Genomic DNA, 15719 nt, shown 5'->3' with positions numbered 1-15719 from the left:
GTGCCCGGCCGCTTCATGGGCCGTTCGCGGCGTCGGGCGCGGCGAGAATACAACAGATCCGCGCCGCAGATGTGACAACGCCCCGCCGGGAACCCGGACGGGGCGTCGATGACGGCCGCGCGCCGCCGCGCGGCGGCGGCCGGCGAATCAGCTTGCGTTGACTTCGCGGAGCACGGTGCGGCGCTTCTGGCGCAGCAGTTCCTCGTAGCCCTTCACGTAGTTCTGCGCCATCACCTTCGACGAGAAACGTGCTTCGAACGCGGCGCGGACCTTCTCGCGCGGCAGCGTATCGAGGCGCTTGAGCGCCGCGACGGCCGACAGTTCGTCTTCGACGACGAAGCCCGACACGCCGTTGTCGATCACTTCCGGCACCGAGCCGCGCTTGAACGCGATCACCGGCGTGCCGCATGCCATCGCCTCGATCATCACCAGGCCGAAGGGCTCCGGCCAGTCGATCGGGAACAGCAGCGCGTGCGCGTTGCCGAGGAATTCGGTCTTTTCGGACTCGCTGATTTCGCCGATATACTCGACGTGCGGCAGCGCGAACAGCGGCTTGATCTTCTCTTCGTAGTACGCGCGGTCGGCCTTGTCGAGCTTCGCGGCGATCTTGATCGGCAGGCCGGCCTGCTCGGCGATGCGGATCGCCGTGTCGACGCGCTTCTCCGGCGAGATGCGGCCGAGGAACGCGAGATAGCTCGGCTTCACGTTCGGGATCGGCGTCAGCAGGTTTTCCGGCAGGCCGTGATAAACGGTCGACAGCCAGTTCGCCTGCGGCAGCGGGATGCGCTGGTTGTCGGAGATCGACACGACCGGCACGTCGCTGAATGCGTTGAAGATCGGCTGCAGTTCCGGCAGGTCGAGACGGCCGTGCATCGTCGTCAGATGCGGAACCGGCTGGCGCGAGAACAGCGAGAACGGGTAGTAGTCGATGTGGCAGTGCAGGACATCGAACTCTTCCGCGCGGCGGCGCACCTGCTCGAGGAGCAGCATGTGCGGTGCCATCACGTCGCGGATCGTCGGGTCGAGGCGCAGCGCCTGCGGCCAGCACGCTTCGAGCTTCGCGGAGGTTTGCGAATCGCCGCTCGCGAAGAGCGTGACGTCATGCCCCATCTCGACAAGTGCTTCGGTGAGGTAGGACACCACTCGCTCGGTACCGCCGTACAGCTTCGGGGGAACTGCTTCGTGCAACGGAGCGATTTGGGCGATTCGCATGCGTAACTCCTAAAAAATCGGCTAAAAACCAGGTTGGGTCGGCAACCTGCCGGCGGTCCGGGCTGGATGCATTTCGTCCGAAAAATCGGACGAATCAGCCTGCCGGGGGCGTCGAACCCGCGCTGCTCAAGGAGCGTCGGCGACGCGACAGGCATAGAACGTTTGAAACGAAGACCCGTTGACAGGGGTTCGTAAAAAAACCTGGAATCGAACCCGGAGCCGATTATCTAGGGTTAATCCCGATACGGCGCACAACATTTCAAACACTTTACTTTGTTACAAAGGCGCAACACTTTGCAACCCGCGGACTTGGGTGTCCGTTCTAGAGTGGAAGGCCCTTTTGGCGATCCTGGTCACCCGTGACTGCCGGCAGCGTGATTCCGGCAGATGAGGCAGGACGGGATGCCGGATTTTATCTCAAAATCGATCGCGAGCCCCTGGCCAAGGCAAGATTCGCGCAGCGCAGCGCATGCGTTGTTTACAATGCCGGATTATTCAGTCCGGGCGAACGCCGGCATGCGATCCAGCCGCAACGCTCAACCACCGAATCACCGCACGCATATTTTGGAATCTCTCACCCCTGCCCAGCGCAACGCCCACAACGCGAAGCTGTCGAGCTACGCGCACCGGCCGATCGCGTTCCTGTTCCGCTACATCCGCCTGCATCCCGTCGCACACCTCATCGTGCTCTGCAGCGTGCTGGCCGCCGTCGGCTGCGCGCTCGGCTCGCAATACGCGATCAAGCACCTGATCGACGTGCTGGCGACCGGGCGCCATCACCCGGGCCCGCTGTGGAGCGCGTTCGCGCTGCTCGTCGGGCTGATCGCGGCCGACAACCTGCTGTGGCGGGTCGGCGGCTGGGTCGCCGCGCACACGTTCGTCGCGGTCACCGGCGACCTGCGGCGCGACCTGTTCCAGTACCTGATCGGCCATTCGCCGACCTACTACTCGGAAAAACAGCCCGGCACGCTCGCGAGCCGCATCACGGCCACGTCGAACGCGGTCTACACGTCGGAGAACACGATGGCGTGGAACGTGCTGCCGCCGTGCATCGCGGTGATGGGCGCGATCCTGATGATCATCGTCGTCAATCCGCTGATGGCCGCCGGCCTGCTCGGCTGCTCGGCCGTGCTGTCCGTCATCCTGTTCAAACTTGCCGGGCGCGGCTCGGCCCGCCACCATGCGTTCGCGGCAAAGGCCGCGGCGGTCGACGGCGAACTCGTCGACGTGATCGGCAACATGGGCCTCGTGCGTGCGTTCGGGATGACGCTGCGCGAGCAGAAACGTTTCGGCGCGACGGTCAAGGCCGAGATGGACGCGCGCCAGCAGAGCCTGCTCTATCTCGAGAAACTGCGCCTGCTGCACGCGGTGATCACCGCGATGCTGTCCGCCGGCCTGCTCGGCTGGGCACTGTGGCTGTGGGACCAGGGCCGCGCGACGTCGGGCGACATCGTGCTCGTCAGCTCGCTCGGCTTCACGATCCTGCACGGCACGCGCGATCTCGCGGTTGCGCTCGTCGACGTCACGCAGCACGTCGCACGGCTGTCCGAAGCCGTGAAGACGCTGCTCGAGCCGCACGGGATGCAGGACCGCTCCGATGCGCAGCCGCTGTCGGCCAAGGGCGGCCGCGTCGCCTTCGAGCGCGTGACGTTCGCGTATCCGCACCGCCGTGCGATCCTCGACCACTTCGATCTCCATATCGAACCGGGCCAGCGCGTCGGCCTGATCGGCAAGTCGGGCGCCGGCAAGTCGACCGTGCTCGCGCTGCTGCAGCGTTTCTACGACACGCAGGACGGCGTCGTGAAGGTCGACGGCCAGGACGTGAAGGCGATCACGCAGGACAGCCTGCGCCACGCGATCGCGCTCGTGCCGCAGGACATCTCGCTGCTGCACCGGACGATCTACGACAACATCGCGTACGGCCGCCCCGACGCGACCCGCGACGAAGTGCTCGCCGCCGCGCGTGACGCGCGCTGCGCGGAGTTCATCGAGGCGATGCCGGAAGGCTATGACACGATCGTCGGCGACCGCGGCGTCAAGCTGTCGGGCGGCCAGCGCCAGCGCATCGCGATCGCGCGCGCGATCCTGAAGGATGCGCCGATCCTGCTGCTCGACGAAGCGACGTCGGCGCTCGACAGCGCATCCGAGGAAGCGATCCAGAGCGCGCTCGACCGCCTGATGGTCGGACGCACGGTGATCGCGATCGCCCACCGCCTGTCGACGCTGCGCAACTTCGACCGGATCATCGTGATGAGCAACGGCAAGGTGATCGACGACGGCAGCCCCGAGGTACTGCGCAATCGCCCCGGCCTGTATCGCGACCTGCTCGCGAAGCAGCACGGCCGCCATCACGCGGCACCCGACGGCAGCACGCCGACCGGCGAACGCGTGGCCTGACGCGTTTGCGCGCAGCCGATAAAAAAAGCCGCAGTGCTTCACGCACTGCGGCTTTTTTCATTGCATCGGGAACGACCGCACGGCATGACGCGGAATGCGCCGCGCGATGCGTCGGACCTACCGGCTAGCCATGCTGCAGATCGCGCAGGAAGTTGTCGCGCCACACCGACACGTTGTTCTCGCGAAGCTGCGCGATCATGTCCGCGTAACGCGCGCGCCGCTCGGCGAGCGGCATCGTCAGCGCCTGCGACAGCGCATCGGCCATCCCGTCGATATCGATCGGATTGACGATCAGCGCGCCCGTCAGCTCGCGCGCGGCGCCCGCGAAGCGCGACAGCACGAGCACGCCCGGATCGTCCGGATTCTGCGCGGAAACGTACTCCTTCGCGACGAGGTTCATCCCGTCGCGCAGCGGCGTCACGAAACCCACGCGTGCGAGCCGGTACAGCGCGGCCAGCACCTGGCGGTCGTACTGGCGGTGAATGTAGAGGATCGGCGCCCAGTCGAGCTCCGCGTAACGTCCGTTGATGCGCCCCGACTCCGCTTCGAGCTGCAGGCGGATGTCCTGGTATGCGCGCAGGTCCGCGCGCGTCGACGGTGCGATCTGCAGGAACGACACGCGGTTGCGGATCGACGCCTGGTGTTCGAGCAGTTTCTCGAACGCGCGGAACCGCTCGACGAGCCCCTTCGAATAATCGAGCCGGTCGACGCTCATGATCAGTTGCCGCCCGCGCAACGACGTCGCGAGCGTGCGTACGGCCTTGCCGTGCTCGCCCGCTTGCGCGAGCGTCGCGATCTCGTCCGGATATACGCCGATCGGATAGGCGGCCGCGCGCAGCGTCTGGCCGAACGCGCGCACGCGCACCGTGCGGCCGTCGCGTTCGACCTCGCCGCCCGCCTCGAATTCGACGTAGTCGCAGAACGCGCGCAGATCGGGCTCGGTCTGGAAACCGAGCAGGTCGAACGCGCACAGCGACTCGACGAGCTCGCGGTGCGGCGGCACGTTGACGAGCACCTGCGCGGCCGGAAACGGGATGTGCAGGAAGAAGCCGATGCGGTTCTTCACGCCGGCCTCGCGCAGCGCGCGTGCGAACGGGATCAGGTGATAGTCGTGCACCCAGATCACGTCGTCGTCCTGCAGCAGCGGCACGAGCTGCTGCGCAAGCCACACGTTGACGCGGCGATAGCCGTCGAATTCATGGCGGTCGTACTGGATCAGGTCCGCGCGGTAATGGAACGCGGGCCACAGCGTCGCATTCGAGAAGCCGCGGTAATACTGGTCGTAATCGCGGCGCGACAGGCCAACGGTCGCGAACGTCACGGGCCCGCGCTCCTCGATGCGGATCTGCGGCGCGCCGGAGGCGACGACCTCGCCGCTCCAGCCGAACCACATGCCGCCCGTCTCCTTCAGCGCATCGTAGACGCCGATCGCGAGGCCGCCCGCCGCCGGTTCGCCTTCCGAAATCGGGGCGACGCGGTTTGAAACGATGATGAGCCGGCTCATGCGTGCGGCAGCCCCGCGCCAAGCCAGCACGCGATCTGCTCGTGCAGCGCGTCGACCGAGTCGAGCCGCATGCGGGCGGACGTCTCGCCCGCGCCGACCTTGATCGACAGGCCGCCGCGCGCGTTGACCACCGCGAAGCCCTTCTCGTCGGTCAGGTCGTCGCCCGCGAACAGCGGCATGCGGCCCGCGAACGGCGGCTCGTCGAGGAACGCGGCCAGCGCGCGCCCCTTGTCGACACCCTTCGGCTTGATCTCGAACACCATCTTGCCGGGCTGCAGCACATACGCATCCGCGTATTCGGCGACGAGGCGCTCGGCCGCTTCGCGCGCAACCGCCTCGCGCTCGGGCGCGTTGCGATAGTGCAGCGCGACGGCCGCGCCCTTGATTTCGAGCAGCATGCCCGAATGACGGTCGACGACGGCCGCGAGCTCGCGCTCGATGCGCAGCAGACGTTCGTCGTTGAAGCCGATGCGCTGCGTGTCGCCGTTCGCATCGCGGCGCTCCGCGCCGTGCAGGCCGGCGATCGGCAGGCCGGGCATCTTCAGGAACGTGTCGAGGTTGTCGATGCCGCGCCCGGACACGATCGCGACCGCGCCGTGCGAGCGGCGGCGCAGCTCGTCGAGCAGCGTCAGCAGCGACGGCGGAACGTGAATGCTGTCGGGCGTCGGCGCCAGTTCGACGAGCGTGCCGTCGAAGTCGAAGAAGAACGCGGTATCGGTCAGGGACAGGGAAGCCGGAACGGATTGCATCGATTCGATAATGTGAGGGGCGGCCGGCAAACGCCGGGCTGCCGCTGCGCGAATGGAATTGTGCGCATCTTACCGCGCCTGCGCATCGAGTTGGGCGAAACCGGCGCATCGCAAGCAGCGCGCCGCCAGCCGCGTCAACTGCGACATATTGCCCCGCTCGCCCGCGCCGTACCGGTTTCGAAAGGACGCAGGCGCGCGAATTGCGCTACAGTCGCAACCGCCTGCCGCGCGACGCATGGCGCCGCGCCGGCCGGCCACACCATTCCGTCCGATCGAGCCCCAGGATGCCGTCTGCCCGTCCCGCGCCGCGCCGGCGCTTCTCCCGTTTCATCCGCACGGCCGCGGCCCTCGCCGCCGCCGCGGCGCTCGCCGCGTGCACGCACGACGAGCCGCGCTGGAACCTGACCAACGTCACCGGCCACCTGCCCGACCTGTCGTTCACGCTGACGGGCGGCGACGGCCATCCCGTCGAAGCCGATGCATTCCGCGGCCGCGTCGCGCTCGTCTACTTCGGCTACACGCACTGCCCCGATGTCTGCCCCGAAACGATGGCGCGGCTGATGGAAGTGCTCGCGAAGCTCGGCCCGCAGGCGAACGACGCGCGCATCCTGTTCGTCTCGGTCGATCCCGCGCGCGACACGCCGCAGGCGATGCAGTCGTATGTCGCCGCGTTCGACCCCGCGCATGCGCGCGGCCTGACCGGCACCGACCGCCAGATCGAATCGCTCGCAAAGCGCTATCGCGTTGCGTACCAGATGGAAAAACGCGATCCGTCCGGCGGCTACGAAGTCACGCACAGCTCGGCCGTCTACATCTTCGACGCGAGCGGCCGCGCGCGCCTGCTCGCGACCGACCGCGACTCGCCCGACGCCATCGCCGCCGATGTGCGCCGGATCATCGACACCGCCTCCACTACCTGAATGCATTCCGACATGAAGACGAAGACGACCCTCAAGACGTTCGCTCTCCTCGCCGCGCTGTGCGCCAGCGCCCAGGCCTATGCCGCCGGCACGATCACCGCGCAGAACGCGTGGGTGCGGTGGCTGCCGAACAAGCTGCCGGCCGGCGGCTACGTGACGCTCGTGAATACGAGCGACAAGCCGGTCGATCTCGTCGATGTCGACAGCCCCGACTACGGGATGACGATGCTGCACCAGACCGTCTCGAACGGCTCGACGCAGAAGATGGAAATGGTCGACAAGCTGACGATCCCCGCGCGCGGCAAGGTCGACATCGCGCCGGGCGGCTATCACTTCATGCTCGAGGAGCCGAAACACGCGATCAAGCCGGGCGACACCGTGCACCTGCGCCTGAAATTCTCCGACGGCGAAACGGTCGACACGCCGTTCGCCGTAAAGTCGCCGGCCCAGGCGAAGTGATGCGCGCGCGATGAACCTCCTGTACTGGCTCGATCCGTGGGAACCGTCGCCGACCGTCGTCATCGCGGTGCTGACGGCCGCCGTGCTGTTCGCGCGCGGCGTGAAGAAGGCGAAGGTGTCGCCGCTACGGCAGTTCTCGTTCTGGTTCGGGCTGACGGCGCTCTACATCGCGCTGCATACGCGGCTCGACTATTTCTTCGAGCACGAGTTCTTCCTGCACCGCGCGCAGCACCTCGTGCTGCACCACCTCGGGCCGTTCTTCATCGCGCTGTCCTATCCGGGCGCGGCGATTCGCGCGGGCATCCCGTTTCGCTGGCGGCAGCGCTTCGTGCGCCCCGCGCTCGCGTGGGCGCCCGTGCGCGCGACGCTCGACGTGGTGTTCCATCCCGTCGTCGCGGTCGTGCTGTTCGTCGGGCTGATCTATTTCTGGCTGCTGTCGCCGATCCACTTCATCGCGATGCTCGACTGGCGCCTCTATCGCGTGATGAACTGGAGCATGGTGATCGACGGGCTGCTGTTCTGGTGGCTCGTCGTCGATCCGCGCCCCGCGCCGCCCGCGCGGCTGTCGCCCGGCCGCCGGATCCTGATCGTCGTCGCGGCGATCCCGCCGCAGATCGCGCTCGGCGCGCTGATCTTCTTCACGCCGCACGAGCTGTATCCGATCTACTCGATCTGCGGCCGCGCGTTCACGTGGCTGAGCCCGCTGCGCGACCAGCAGATCGGCGGCCTGCTGCTGTGGATTCCCGGCTCGATGATGAGCGTGATCGGCGCGCTGATCGCGCTGCGGCACTGGCTGCGGCTGTCCGCGCGCGGGCGCCTGATCGGCGAACGGGCCGTGCAGCGCGCGGACCAGCCATCGGTGGCGCGCACCGCGCACTGACTGCCGCGCGGCGCGGCGCGCATCACGCGCGCGTGCTGCTCATCCACACGTGCGGGATGCCGTCCTCGTCGTGCACGTCCGAACTCGGCGTGAAGCCGAATGCGCCGTAAAAGCGCTGCAAGTGGGCCTGCGCATGCAGGCTCACGGGCGTATCCGGCCACTGCGCGCGGATATGCTCGAGCGCGCGCGACAGCAGCCCGTTGCCGAGGCCCGCGCCGCGAAACGCGGCGGTCGTCAGCACGCGGCCGATGCGCACGTCGGTGTTCTGCGCATCGGGCAGCAGCACGCGCAGATAGCCAGCCAGGCGGCCGGCCGGATCGTATGCGGCCAGGTGCCACGCGGCCTGGTCCGCATCGTCGATGTCGCGATACACGCAGTTCTGCTCGACCACGAACACCGCGCTGCGCGCTTCGAGGATCGAATAGATTTCGCGCGCTGTCAGCGCGTCGAAGGATTTCCAGCGCCAGTCGAGATCGGCGGCGCTCGGGGATGCGGCGGGTGCGGATGCGTTCATGTGCGGTCCTGATTCGGGCGCGCCGGCCGGCGCGCGGCAACCGCTGATTATGCCTCGAAGCACGCGCGACGCGCGACCGTCCGCCCGCGCGTAACGCCCGCGCGCAAAAAAGGCCCCGCATTGCGCGGGGCCGGTCCGTCATGCCGGCATCTTGCCGAAGCGGCCGCTGTTGAAATCCTCGATCGCGGTACGAATCTCCGCTTGCGAGTTCATCACGAACGGCCCGTAACCGACGACGGGCTCGTCGATCGGCTCGCCGCTCAGGATCAGCAGCTTCGCGTCGCCGTTCGCTTCGATCTCGACGTCGCGGCCGTCGCGACCCAGTTGCACGAACTGCGCTTCGCGGGCGACCGTCTCGCCGTTCACCTGCACCGTGCCGCTCAGCACGACCACCGCGAGCGTGCGCCCGTCGGCGACCGGGAACCGCGCATGGCCGCCTGCCACGAGCCGCACGTCCCACACGTCGATCGGCGTGTGCGTGCGGGCCGGGCCGCGCCGCCCGTCGAGCTCGCCCGCGATGATCCGCGCACGCCCCGCGCCGTCCGGCAATTCGACCACGGGGATGTCCGCGTTCAGCAGCGTCTGGTAGCCGGGTGCGCCCATCTTGTCCGCGGCGGGCAGGTTCACCCACAGCTGCACCATCTCGAGCGGGCCGCCACGCTTCGTGAATGCCTCCGAGTGGAATTCCTCGTGCAGGATCCCGCTCGCGGCCGTCATCCACTGCACGTCGCCCGGGCCGATCACGCCGCCCGCGCCGGTCGAGTCGCGGTGCGCGACTTCGCCGTCATAGACAATCGTCACCGTTTCGAACCCGCGATGCGGATGCTCGCCGACACCGCGCGGAGCCGAAGTCGGCTCGAACGTCGCGGGGCCCGCGTAGTCGAGCAGCAGGAACGGGCTCAGGTGCGCGCCGTGAGACTGGTAGCTGAACATCGAACGCACCGGGAAACCGTCACCGACCCAATGGCCGCGCGGTGCACTGTACACACCCTGGATCTTCTTCATTGCCCTCTCCAAATTGCGGCGAAACACGTGTTTCGCATCCTGAGCATGAATATAGAGGTGGAACGATCGATCCGGTAGACTGCCAAAATCGCACTCAGCGTTCCATTTCATGAACGATAAAGAACGAGATCTGAACGATCTCTACTACTTCGTGCAGGTCGTCGAGCATGGCGGCTTCGCGCCGGCCGGGCGCGCGCTGGACATGCCGAAATCGAAGCTGAGCCGTCGCGTCGCACTGCTCGAGGCGCGGCTCGGGATGCGGCTGATCCAGCGCTCGACGCGCCGCTTCACGGTTACCGACGTCGGCCAGACCTATTACGCGCATTGCCGCGCGATGCTCGTCGAGGCCGATGCGGCCGACGAGGCGATCGCGCTGCTGCACGAGGAGCCGCGCGGCATCGTGCGCGTCAGCTGCCCGATCGTGCTGCTCGATTCCCTGGTCGGCACGATGATCGCCGCGTTCATGGCCGAGTGCCCGCGCGTCGAGATCCACCTGGAAGCGACCAACCGGCGCGTCGACGTGGTCGGCGAAGGGATCGACGTCGCGATCCGCGTGCGCCCGCCGCCGCTCGAGGACAGCGATCTCGCGCTGCGCGTGCTGGCCGAGCGCGGCCAGTGCCTCGTCGCGAGCCCCGCGCTGCTGCGCGAACATGGCGTGCCGGCCGTTCCCGCCGATCTCGCGCGTCTGCCGAGCCTCGATCACGGCGTGCCGCAGTCCGCGCACGTGTGGCGGCTGCGCGGGCCCGACGGCGCTCAGGCCGAAATCCATCACCAGCCGCGCTTCGTGACGGGCGGCATGCTCGCGCTGCGCGCGGCGGCGGTCGCGGGCGTCGGTGTCGTGCAATTGCCGACGATGATGGTGCGCGACGAGGTCGCGCGCGGCGAACTGGCGACCGTGCTGCCGGACTGGGCGCCGCGCCGCGAGATCGTGCACGCAGTATTCGCGTCGCGGCGCGGGCTGCTGCCCGCGGTGCGGGCGCTGCTCGATTTTCTGGCGGAGCGGTTTGCCGGGCTCGAGCCCGATTGAGCGCGCCGCGTCACACGCAACCGCACGCTGCAGACCGCACGCGCGTGCCGTAGACTGCGGGACGCGCATCGCGCATTTTGCGCATCGCGCATGTTCACAACCCCTATCGCTTTCCCGCCATGTTCACGCTGTCCAACGACCCCACCGCCTCCAAGGCCGATCAATATGCGACGCTCGTCGAGCAGGCACGCGCGCTCGTCGAGTCCGAACGCGACCTGACCGCGAACGCGGCGAATTTCTCCGCGCTCGTCTACCACTCGCTCGACCGCCTCAACTGGGCCGGCTTCTACTTCTTCGACGGGGCCGAACTCGTGGTCGGGCCGTTCCAGGGCAAGCCGGCGTGCGTGCGAATCGCGCTCGGCAAGGGCGTGTGCGGCACGGCCGCGCAGACGCGCGAGACGCAGGTCGTGCGCGACGTGCATGACTTCCCCGGCCATATCGCGTGCGATGCGGCATCGGAATCGGAAATCGTCGTGCCGCTGGTGGCCGGCGACGGCACGCTGATCGGCGTGTGGGACGTCGACAGCCCGGTCGCCGCACGCTTCGACGATGAAGACCGCAAAGGGATGGAAGCGCTGTGCCGCGTGTTCGTCGAACACGCATGGCAGAAAACGCGCGGTTAAGCCGCGGTCTCGCGTCACGCAACAGGCAACCGCAGTCGCGGGTGAATCGTGCCGCGCGACCTCGAACGAAACAGGCCCTGCTGCGGGGCCCGTTCATTTGCGCCGCCGCGCCGCTGCGCCGCCGGACGCGGCGCACGGCACGCGTCAGGCCACGTGCGTGCCGGAAAGCGCCGTAAATGCCAGCGGCTTCGCATCGTCGGTCAGCACCTCGAAGCCCGTTTCCGTCACCACGACCATGTGCTCCCATTGCGCGGACAGCGAATGGTCCTTCGTGACGACCGTCCAGCCGTCCGGCAGCACGCGCGTGTCGCGCTTGCCCGCGTTGAGCATCGGCTCGATCGTGAAGATCATCCCCGGCCGCAGCGGCACGCCGGTGCCCGGACGGCCGTAGTGAAGCACCTGCGGCTCGTCGTGATAGACGTCGCCGATGCCGTGCCCGCAGTACTCGCGGACCACGCTGAACCCTTCGCGATGCGCGACCTGCTGGATCGCGTAACCGACGTCGCCCAGCGTCGCGCCCGGACGCACCGCGCGGATACCCGCGTGCATCGCTTCGTAGGTTGCCGCGACGAGACGCCGCGCGAGTTCGCCCGGTTCGCCGACGAAATACATGCGGCTCGTATCGCCGTACCAGCCATCCTTGATCACCGCGATGTCGAGGTTCACGATGTCGCCGTCACGCATCGGGCGTGACGATGGAATGCCGTGACAGACCACATGGTTGACCGACGCGCACAGGGTCTTCGGATAGCCGTGGTAGCCGATGTTCGCCGGTATCGCGCCGAGCACGTCGACGATGTATTCGCGGCAGCGCGCGTCCAGTTCATCGGTGGAGACGCCAGGCTTCACATGCTCGGCGATCATCGTCAGCACTTGCGACGCGAGCTTCGCGGCCTCGCGCGACTTGGCGATTTCTGCGGTGCCGCGGATCGGGATTTCGCGCTTCGCCATTACGCCACCTGCTCGATGCCATGCGCGACCGGCTCTGCCGGAGCCACATCGCCGCCCCGCGCTTCGGCCTCGATCAGCATCCGGCAGATGTCGCCGTACGACAGCGCCGGATTGAGTTCCGCCAGCATCCCGACACGCAGCCAGTGTTCGGCCTGTGCGTTGATCGACCGGCTCAACGCCGTGCTCGTCGAGCGCAGCCGTTCGTGCATGTGCTCGGAAATCTTGATGATGCCCATATATCCCCAATTAAACGAAACGTAGTCGATTCGTATATTACGCTGCGCGTGACTGCCGGGCAAGGCGTTCGGAGGCCAACGCGCCATCGGTCGGCCGCTGCCAATGCGTCGTTGACACCGAATTCCAGTTTGCTGGAGAATAAATCCATCATGCAAGAATCAGCGACGACCGCTGCCGACGATACCGGCATCAACGAGCGCATCGCCCGGCGCGTGCGCGACCTGCGTACTGCTCGAGGCTACACGCTCGATGCGCTGGCCGCGCGCTCCGGCGTCAGCCGTTCGATGATCTCGCTCATCGAACGCGCGTCGGCCAGCCCGACGGCCGTCGTGCTCGACAAGCTCGCGGCAGGTCTCGGCGTGTCGCTGGCCGGGCTGTTCGGCGGCGACCGGGACGACACGCCCGCGCGGCCGCTGGCACGGCGCGCGCAGCAGGCCGAATGGCGCGATCCGGCGTCCGGCTATGTGCGGCGCAACCTGTCCCCGCCCGGCTGGCCGTCGCCGATCCAGCTCGTCGAGGTCGATTTCCCGCCCGGCGCGCGCGTCGCGTACGACAGCGGCGGACGCGAAAGCGCGCTGCATCAGCAGATATGGATCATCAGCGGCCGCGTCGACGTCACGTTCGGCAGCGAGCTTCACGAACTTCACGAAGGCGACTGCCTGGCCATGCGGCTCGATCGGCCGCTGATCTTCAGCAATCCGTCGTCGCATGCCGCGCGCTATGTCGTCGTGATCTGCGACGCGGCCGCGGCCGGCGCGCTGAGCGCGTGATGCGCGCGCCGTGTGCGCAACCCGTTCAAAACCAACCGGAGCCGTTATGAATTCCCCGAAACAGCGCGACGACGTGCGCCTGATCGATTGCAGCGAGGCCGAGCACGCAGCGGCCATCCTCGAGATCCTGAACGACGCGATCGTGAATTCGACCGCGCTGTACGACTACCGGCCGCGTCCGCCGGAAGCGATGGTCACGTGGTTTGCAACGAAGCGCGCGGGCGGTTTTCCGGTCGTCGGCGCAGTGGACGCATCGGGCACGCTGCTTGGCTTCGCGAGCTGGGGTACGTTCCGCGCGTTCCCCGCGTACAAGTACACGGTGGAACACAGCGTCTACGTGCACCGCGACCAGCGCGGCCGCGGGCTCGGCGAACTGCTGCTGCGCGAAGTGGTCCGGCGCGCGCGCGAAGCGCAGGTGCACGTGCTGGTCGGCTGTATCGACGCGACCAATGCCGGGAGCATCGCACTGCATACGAAACTGGGATTCGTGCACTCGGGCACGATCACGGAGGCGGGATTCAAGTTCGGCCGCTGGCTCGATGCGGCGTTCTATCAGTTGAAGCTCGAAACGCCGGCGCAGCCGGTGGATGGCTGATCGCCCGCTTGGCCGTTGCATCCGCAACGGCCAAGCGGGGCTTTTGTGTTATCGAAGCCACCAAACCATAGGTCACTGACGAGTCCGGTTTCCATCAAGCCGTGGGCTGGAAGGTAGCGACCTTGTTCCGACCGGTTGCCTTTGCATAGTAGAGCGCCTCGTCGGCCGCCTTGATCACGGCACTCGGCTCACCCTCCTGATCCGGCGCCCAACTCGCCAGTCCGATACTGGCGGTGACGCGCCCGTATTCGCTTCCGGCGTGCTCGAGTGCCAGTTCGTCGATTGCCGCGCGAATCCGCTCGGCAATCTGGGCTGCCCCCGTCTGCGGGGTATCGGGGAGCAACACCACGAATTCCTCCCCGCCGTAGCGGGCCGCGGTATCTACCGGCCGGCGGATGTTTTCGCCGATGCAGCGTGCGACCGCGGTCAACGCGTCGTCGCCCGCCTGGTGGCCATAGATGTCGTTGTAGGCCTTGAAGCGGTCAACGTCGACGAACAGCAGCGAGAAAATGGAACTGGCCCGCCGTGCGCGACGCCATTCCCGGTCCAGCACTTCGCCAAAGCTGCGGCGATTGTTCAGGCCGGTGAGACCGTCGGTGCGCGCTAGCAGCACCAGCTCGGACTCCGCACGCATCCGGCGCCGCAGTTGCGCGCCGAGCATGACGGACAGCGCAATAAACGCGGCGCCGAACGTCACCACAAGCGCACCGATCGTCACGGCGCGGTGCCGCCACGCCGCATAGATGTCCTGCTCGGCTTCCGCAACCATGATGATCAGCGGCAGCGTCGGTAGATGCTTGAAGTAGTAGAGACGGCGCACGCCGTCGATCGACGACGTTTCCGAGAACGAGCCCTCCGGGGCGGCTCCGAACCGTCGAAAGGTTGCCGCCTTGCTGATGTCGCGGCCGATGGTACGGACATCATATGGCTGGCGCATGACCATGACGCCATCCTTGCCGATCAGCGACATCGACCCATGCCGCCCCAGCGACAGCCCCGCGAACAGCTGGTGGAAATATTCGAGGTTGATCGCAATCAGCGCGACGCCGGCAAACGAGCCGTCCGGGTTCGAGATTCGCCGCGACAGCGCAATGCTGAGCATGCCGCTGCGCAGGCGCGACGCGAACGGATCGCTGACATAGAGCCCCACGTTTGGATTGTCGCGGTGAACGGTGAAGTACTTGCGATCGGCGAAATTGCCCTTGCGCGGAACGTCGTTGGCCGAATCCAGAATGATGTTGCCGTCGGCATCGAGCACCAGTTGCGAACCGAGAAATTGCGCGGTCATCGAGTTGTCGAACAGCACGCCGTGCCGCAGGGCCGGCGAAGCAGCCATCACGTCGGGCCGCTGCAGGCCATGGATCAACGCCTGCAAGGACAGGTCGTAGAGCTCGAAGTTGCGCTCGATGTCGCGCTCGGCAATCAGGCCGAGATTGCGCGAGGTCTCGCTGGCGCGCTCCAGTGCGTCGTGGCGGCTCTGGAACAGTTGCAGCACGCACAGGCCCATCAGCGCGCAGGCGATCACGATGCCGACTGCCACAATGGAGTAAGGGGCTGCCGTCCGGGGGTGCATGGGTCTCCTCACTGCATAAGTGTGCGCCCGCGCCGGGCGTGGTTTCCGCATACTAAATCGGACAGGCACATTTGCAAGCGCAGAGCGAAACTGATCGAAAGGCGAACCTCGCGTGACGGTGTCGGAGCCGCCGGCAAACCGGGGCAACAAAGTGACCTTATGTCCGATCCATGACAAGGCGTCACCCGATTCGATTGACGTGAATCGACGGACCAGGCCCCGCCGATGATCGAACACCATCTCGATGCGAAACCCGTCGAACGCGAGACGGAAAAAGAAAAGCCCCGCCGAAGCGGGGCTTTT

16 protein-coding genes are annotated in these 15719 nt (G+C 67.1%); 8 read left to right on the top strand and 8 right to left on the bottom strand.

Translation table 11 applies throughout. The annotated features are described in order from the left end of the window. Positions 1-147 precede the first annotated feature (147 nt). Entirely contained in the window at positions 148-1212 is a 1065-nt protein-coding gene (locus ACPUER_RS02965; protein WP_006476459.1) for a glycosyltransferase family 4 protein, read from the bottom strand. 564 nt (positions 1213-1776) lie between these two features. Between ACPUER_RS02965 and ACPUER_RS02960 the strand changes: the two genes are divergently transcribed. Further along, positions 1777-3609: an ABC transporter ATP-binding protein gene (locus ACPUER_RS02960; RefSeq protein ID WP_175962323.1), complete on the top strand. Its 1833-nt coding sequence runs from the start codon at positions 1777-1779 to the stop codon at positions 3607-3609. Between the two features lie 124 nt (positions 3610-3733). Here the strand turns inward: ACPUER_RS02960 and otsA are convergent, their stop codons facing one another. Beyond that, entirely contained in the window at positions 3734-5113 is a 1380-nt protein-coding gene (otsA, locus tag ACPUER_RS02955) for an alpha,alpha-trehalose-phosphate synthase (UDP-forming) (RefSeq protein WP_175962322.1), read from the bottom strand. Then, positions 5110-5862, bottom strand: a complete 753-nt coding sequence (otsB, locus tag ACPUER_RS02950; protein WP_175962321.1) for a trehalose-phosphatase — start codon at positions 5860-5862, stop codon at positions 5110-5112. Before otsB ends, otsA begins: the two co-directional genes overlap by 4 nt. Positions 5863-6146: 284 nt before the next feature. On the opposite strand from otsB, the gene ACPUER_RS02945 reads away from it, so the two are divergent. The 3 genes from ACPUER_RS02945 to ACPUER_RS02935 are packed head-to-tail and all read left to right on the top strand — an operon-like array spanning position 6147 to position 8121. Further along, entirely contained in the window at positions 6147-6782 is a 636-nt protein-coding gene (locus ACPUER_RS02945; RefSeq protein ID WP_425130313.1) for an SCO family protein, read from the top strand. 12 nt (positions 6783-6794) lie between these two features. Next, the gene (locus ACPUER_RS02940; RefSeq protein ID WP_425130312.1) at positions 6795-7241 is read left to right on the top strand and encodes a copper chaperone PCu(A)C; all 447 of its coding nucleotides are present in this window, start codon (positions 6795-6797) and stop codon (positions 7239-7241) included. Between the two features lie 10 nt (positions 7242-7251). Beyond that, the gene (locus tag ACPUER_RS02935) at positions 7252-8121 is read left to right on the top strand and encodes a cytochrome c oxidase assembly protein (protein ID WP_111017504.1); all 870 of its coding nucleotides are present in this window, start codon (positions 7252-7254) and stop codon (positions 8119-8121) included. 22 nt (positions 8122-8143) lie between these two features. Here ACPUER_RS02935 and ACPUER_RS02930 read toward each other — a convergent pair whose 3' ends face one another. Continuing rightward, a complete protein-coding gene (locus tag ACPUER_RS02930; RefSeq protein ID WP_034183122.1) occupies positions 8144-8635 on the bottom strand; it encodes a GNAT family N-acetyltransferase in 492 nt (163 codons plus the stop codon). Between the two features lie 138 nt (positions 8636-8773). Next, complete coding sequence (locus tag ACPUER_RS02925; RefSeq protein WP_425130311.1) at positions 8774-9640, bottom strand: pirin family protein; 867 nt, start codon at positions 9638-9640, stop codon at positions 8774-8776. A gap of 109 nt (positions 9641-9749) precedes the next feature. Between ACPUER_RS02925 and ACPUER_RS02920 the strand changes: the two genes are divergently transcribed. After that, the gene (locus ACPUER_RS02920; RefSeq protein ID WP_310136914.1) at positions 9750-10667 is read left to right on the top strand and encodes a LysR family transcriptional regulator; all 918 of its coding nucleotides are present in this window, start codon (positions 9750-9752) and stop codon (positions 10665-10667) included. A 119-nt stretch (positions 10668-10786) separates the two neighbouring features. Further along, complete coding sequence (locus ACPUER_RS02915) at positions 10787-11290, top strand: GAF domain-containing protein (RefSeq protein WP_425130310.1); 504 nt, start codon at positions 10787-10789, stop codon at positions 11288-11290. Positions 11291-11434: 144 nt separating this feature from the next. On the opposite strand, the gene map is transcribed toward ACPUER_RS02915, so the two are convergent. Further along, the gene (gene map, locus ACPUER_RS02910) at positions 11435-12241 is read right to left on the bottom strand and encodes a type I methionyl aminopeptidase (RefSeq protein ID WP_310136918.1); all 807 of its coding nucleotides are present in this window, start codon (positions 12239-12241) and stop codon (positions 11435-11437) included. Next, a complete protein-coding gene (locus ACPUER_RS02905) occupies positions 12241-12477 on the bottom strand; it encodes a ParD-like family protein (protein WP_034183118.1) in 237 nt (78 codons plus the stop codon). The genes map and ACPUER_RS02905 overlap by 1 nt, the downstream gene beginning before the upstream one ends. 150 nt (positions 12478-12627) lie before the next feature. On the opposite strand from ACPUER_RS02905, the gene ACPUER_RS02900 reads away from it, so the two are divergent. Together ACPUER_RS02900 and ACPUER_RS02895 are read left to right on the top strand one after the other, a co-directional pair. Further along, the gene (locus ACPUER_RS02900) at positions 12628-13248 is read left to right on the top strand and encodes a helix-turn-helix domain-containing protein (RefSeq protein ID WP_425130309.1); all 621 of its coding nucleotides are present in this window, start codon (positions 12628-12630) and stop codon (positions 13246-13248) included. A gap of 46 nt (positions 13249-13294) precedes the next feature. Next, positions 13295-13843, top strand: a complete 549-nt coding sequence (locus tag ACPUER_RS02895; protein ID WP_034183116.1) for a GNAT family N-acetyltransferase — start codon at positions 13295-13297, stop codon at positions 13841-13843. 94 nt (positions 13844-13937) lie between these two features. Here ACPUER_RS02895 and ACPUER_RS02890 read toward each other — a convergent pair whose 3' ends face one another. Then, entirely contained in the window at positions 13938-15416 is a 1479-nt protein-coding gene (locus ACPUER_RS02890; RefSeq protein WP_425130308.1) for a sensor domain-containing diguanylate cyclase, read from the bottom strand. Positions 15417-15719 lie beyond the last annotated feature (303 nt).

This window comes from Burkholderia sp. DN3021, assembly GCF_049805555.1.
In the GTDB taxonomy this organism is placed as follows: Bacteria; Pseudomonadota; Gammaproteobacteria; order Burkholderiales; family Burkholderiaceae; genus Burkholderia; species Burkholderia pyrrocinia_C.
Note: the sequence above shows the minus strand (reverse complement) of the source record. Positions and strands in the feature narration are given on the sequence as shown.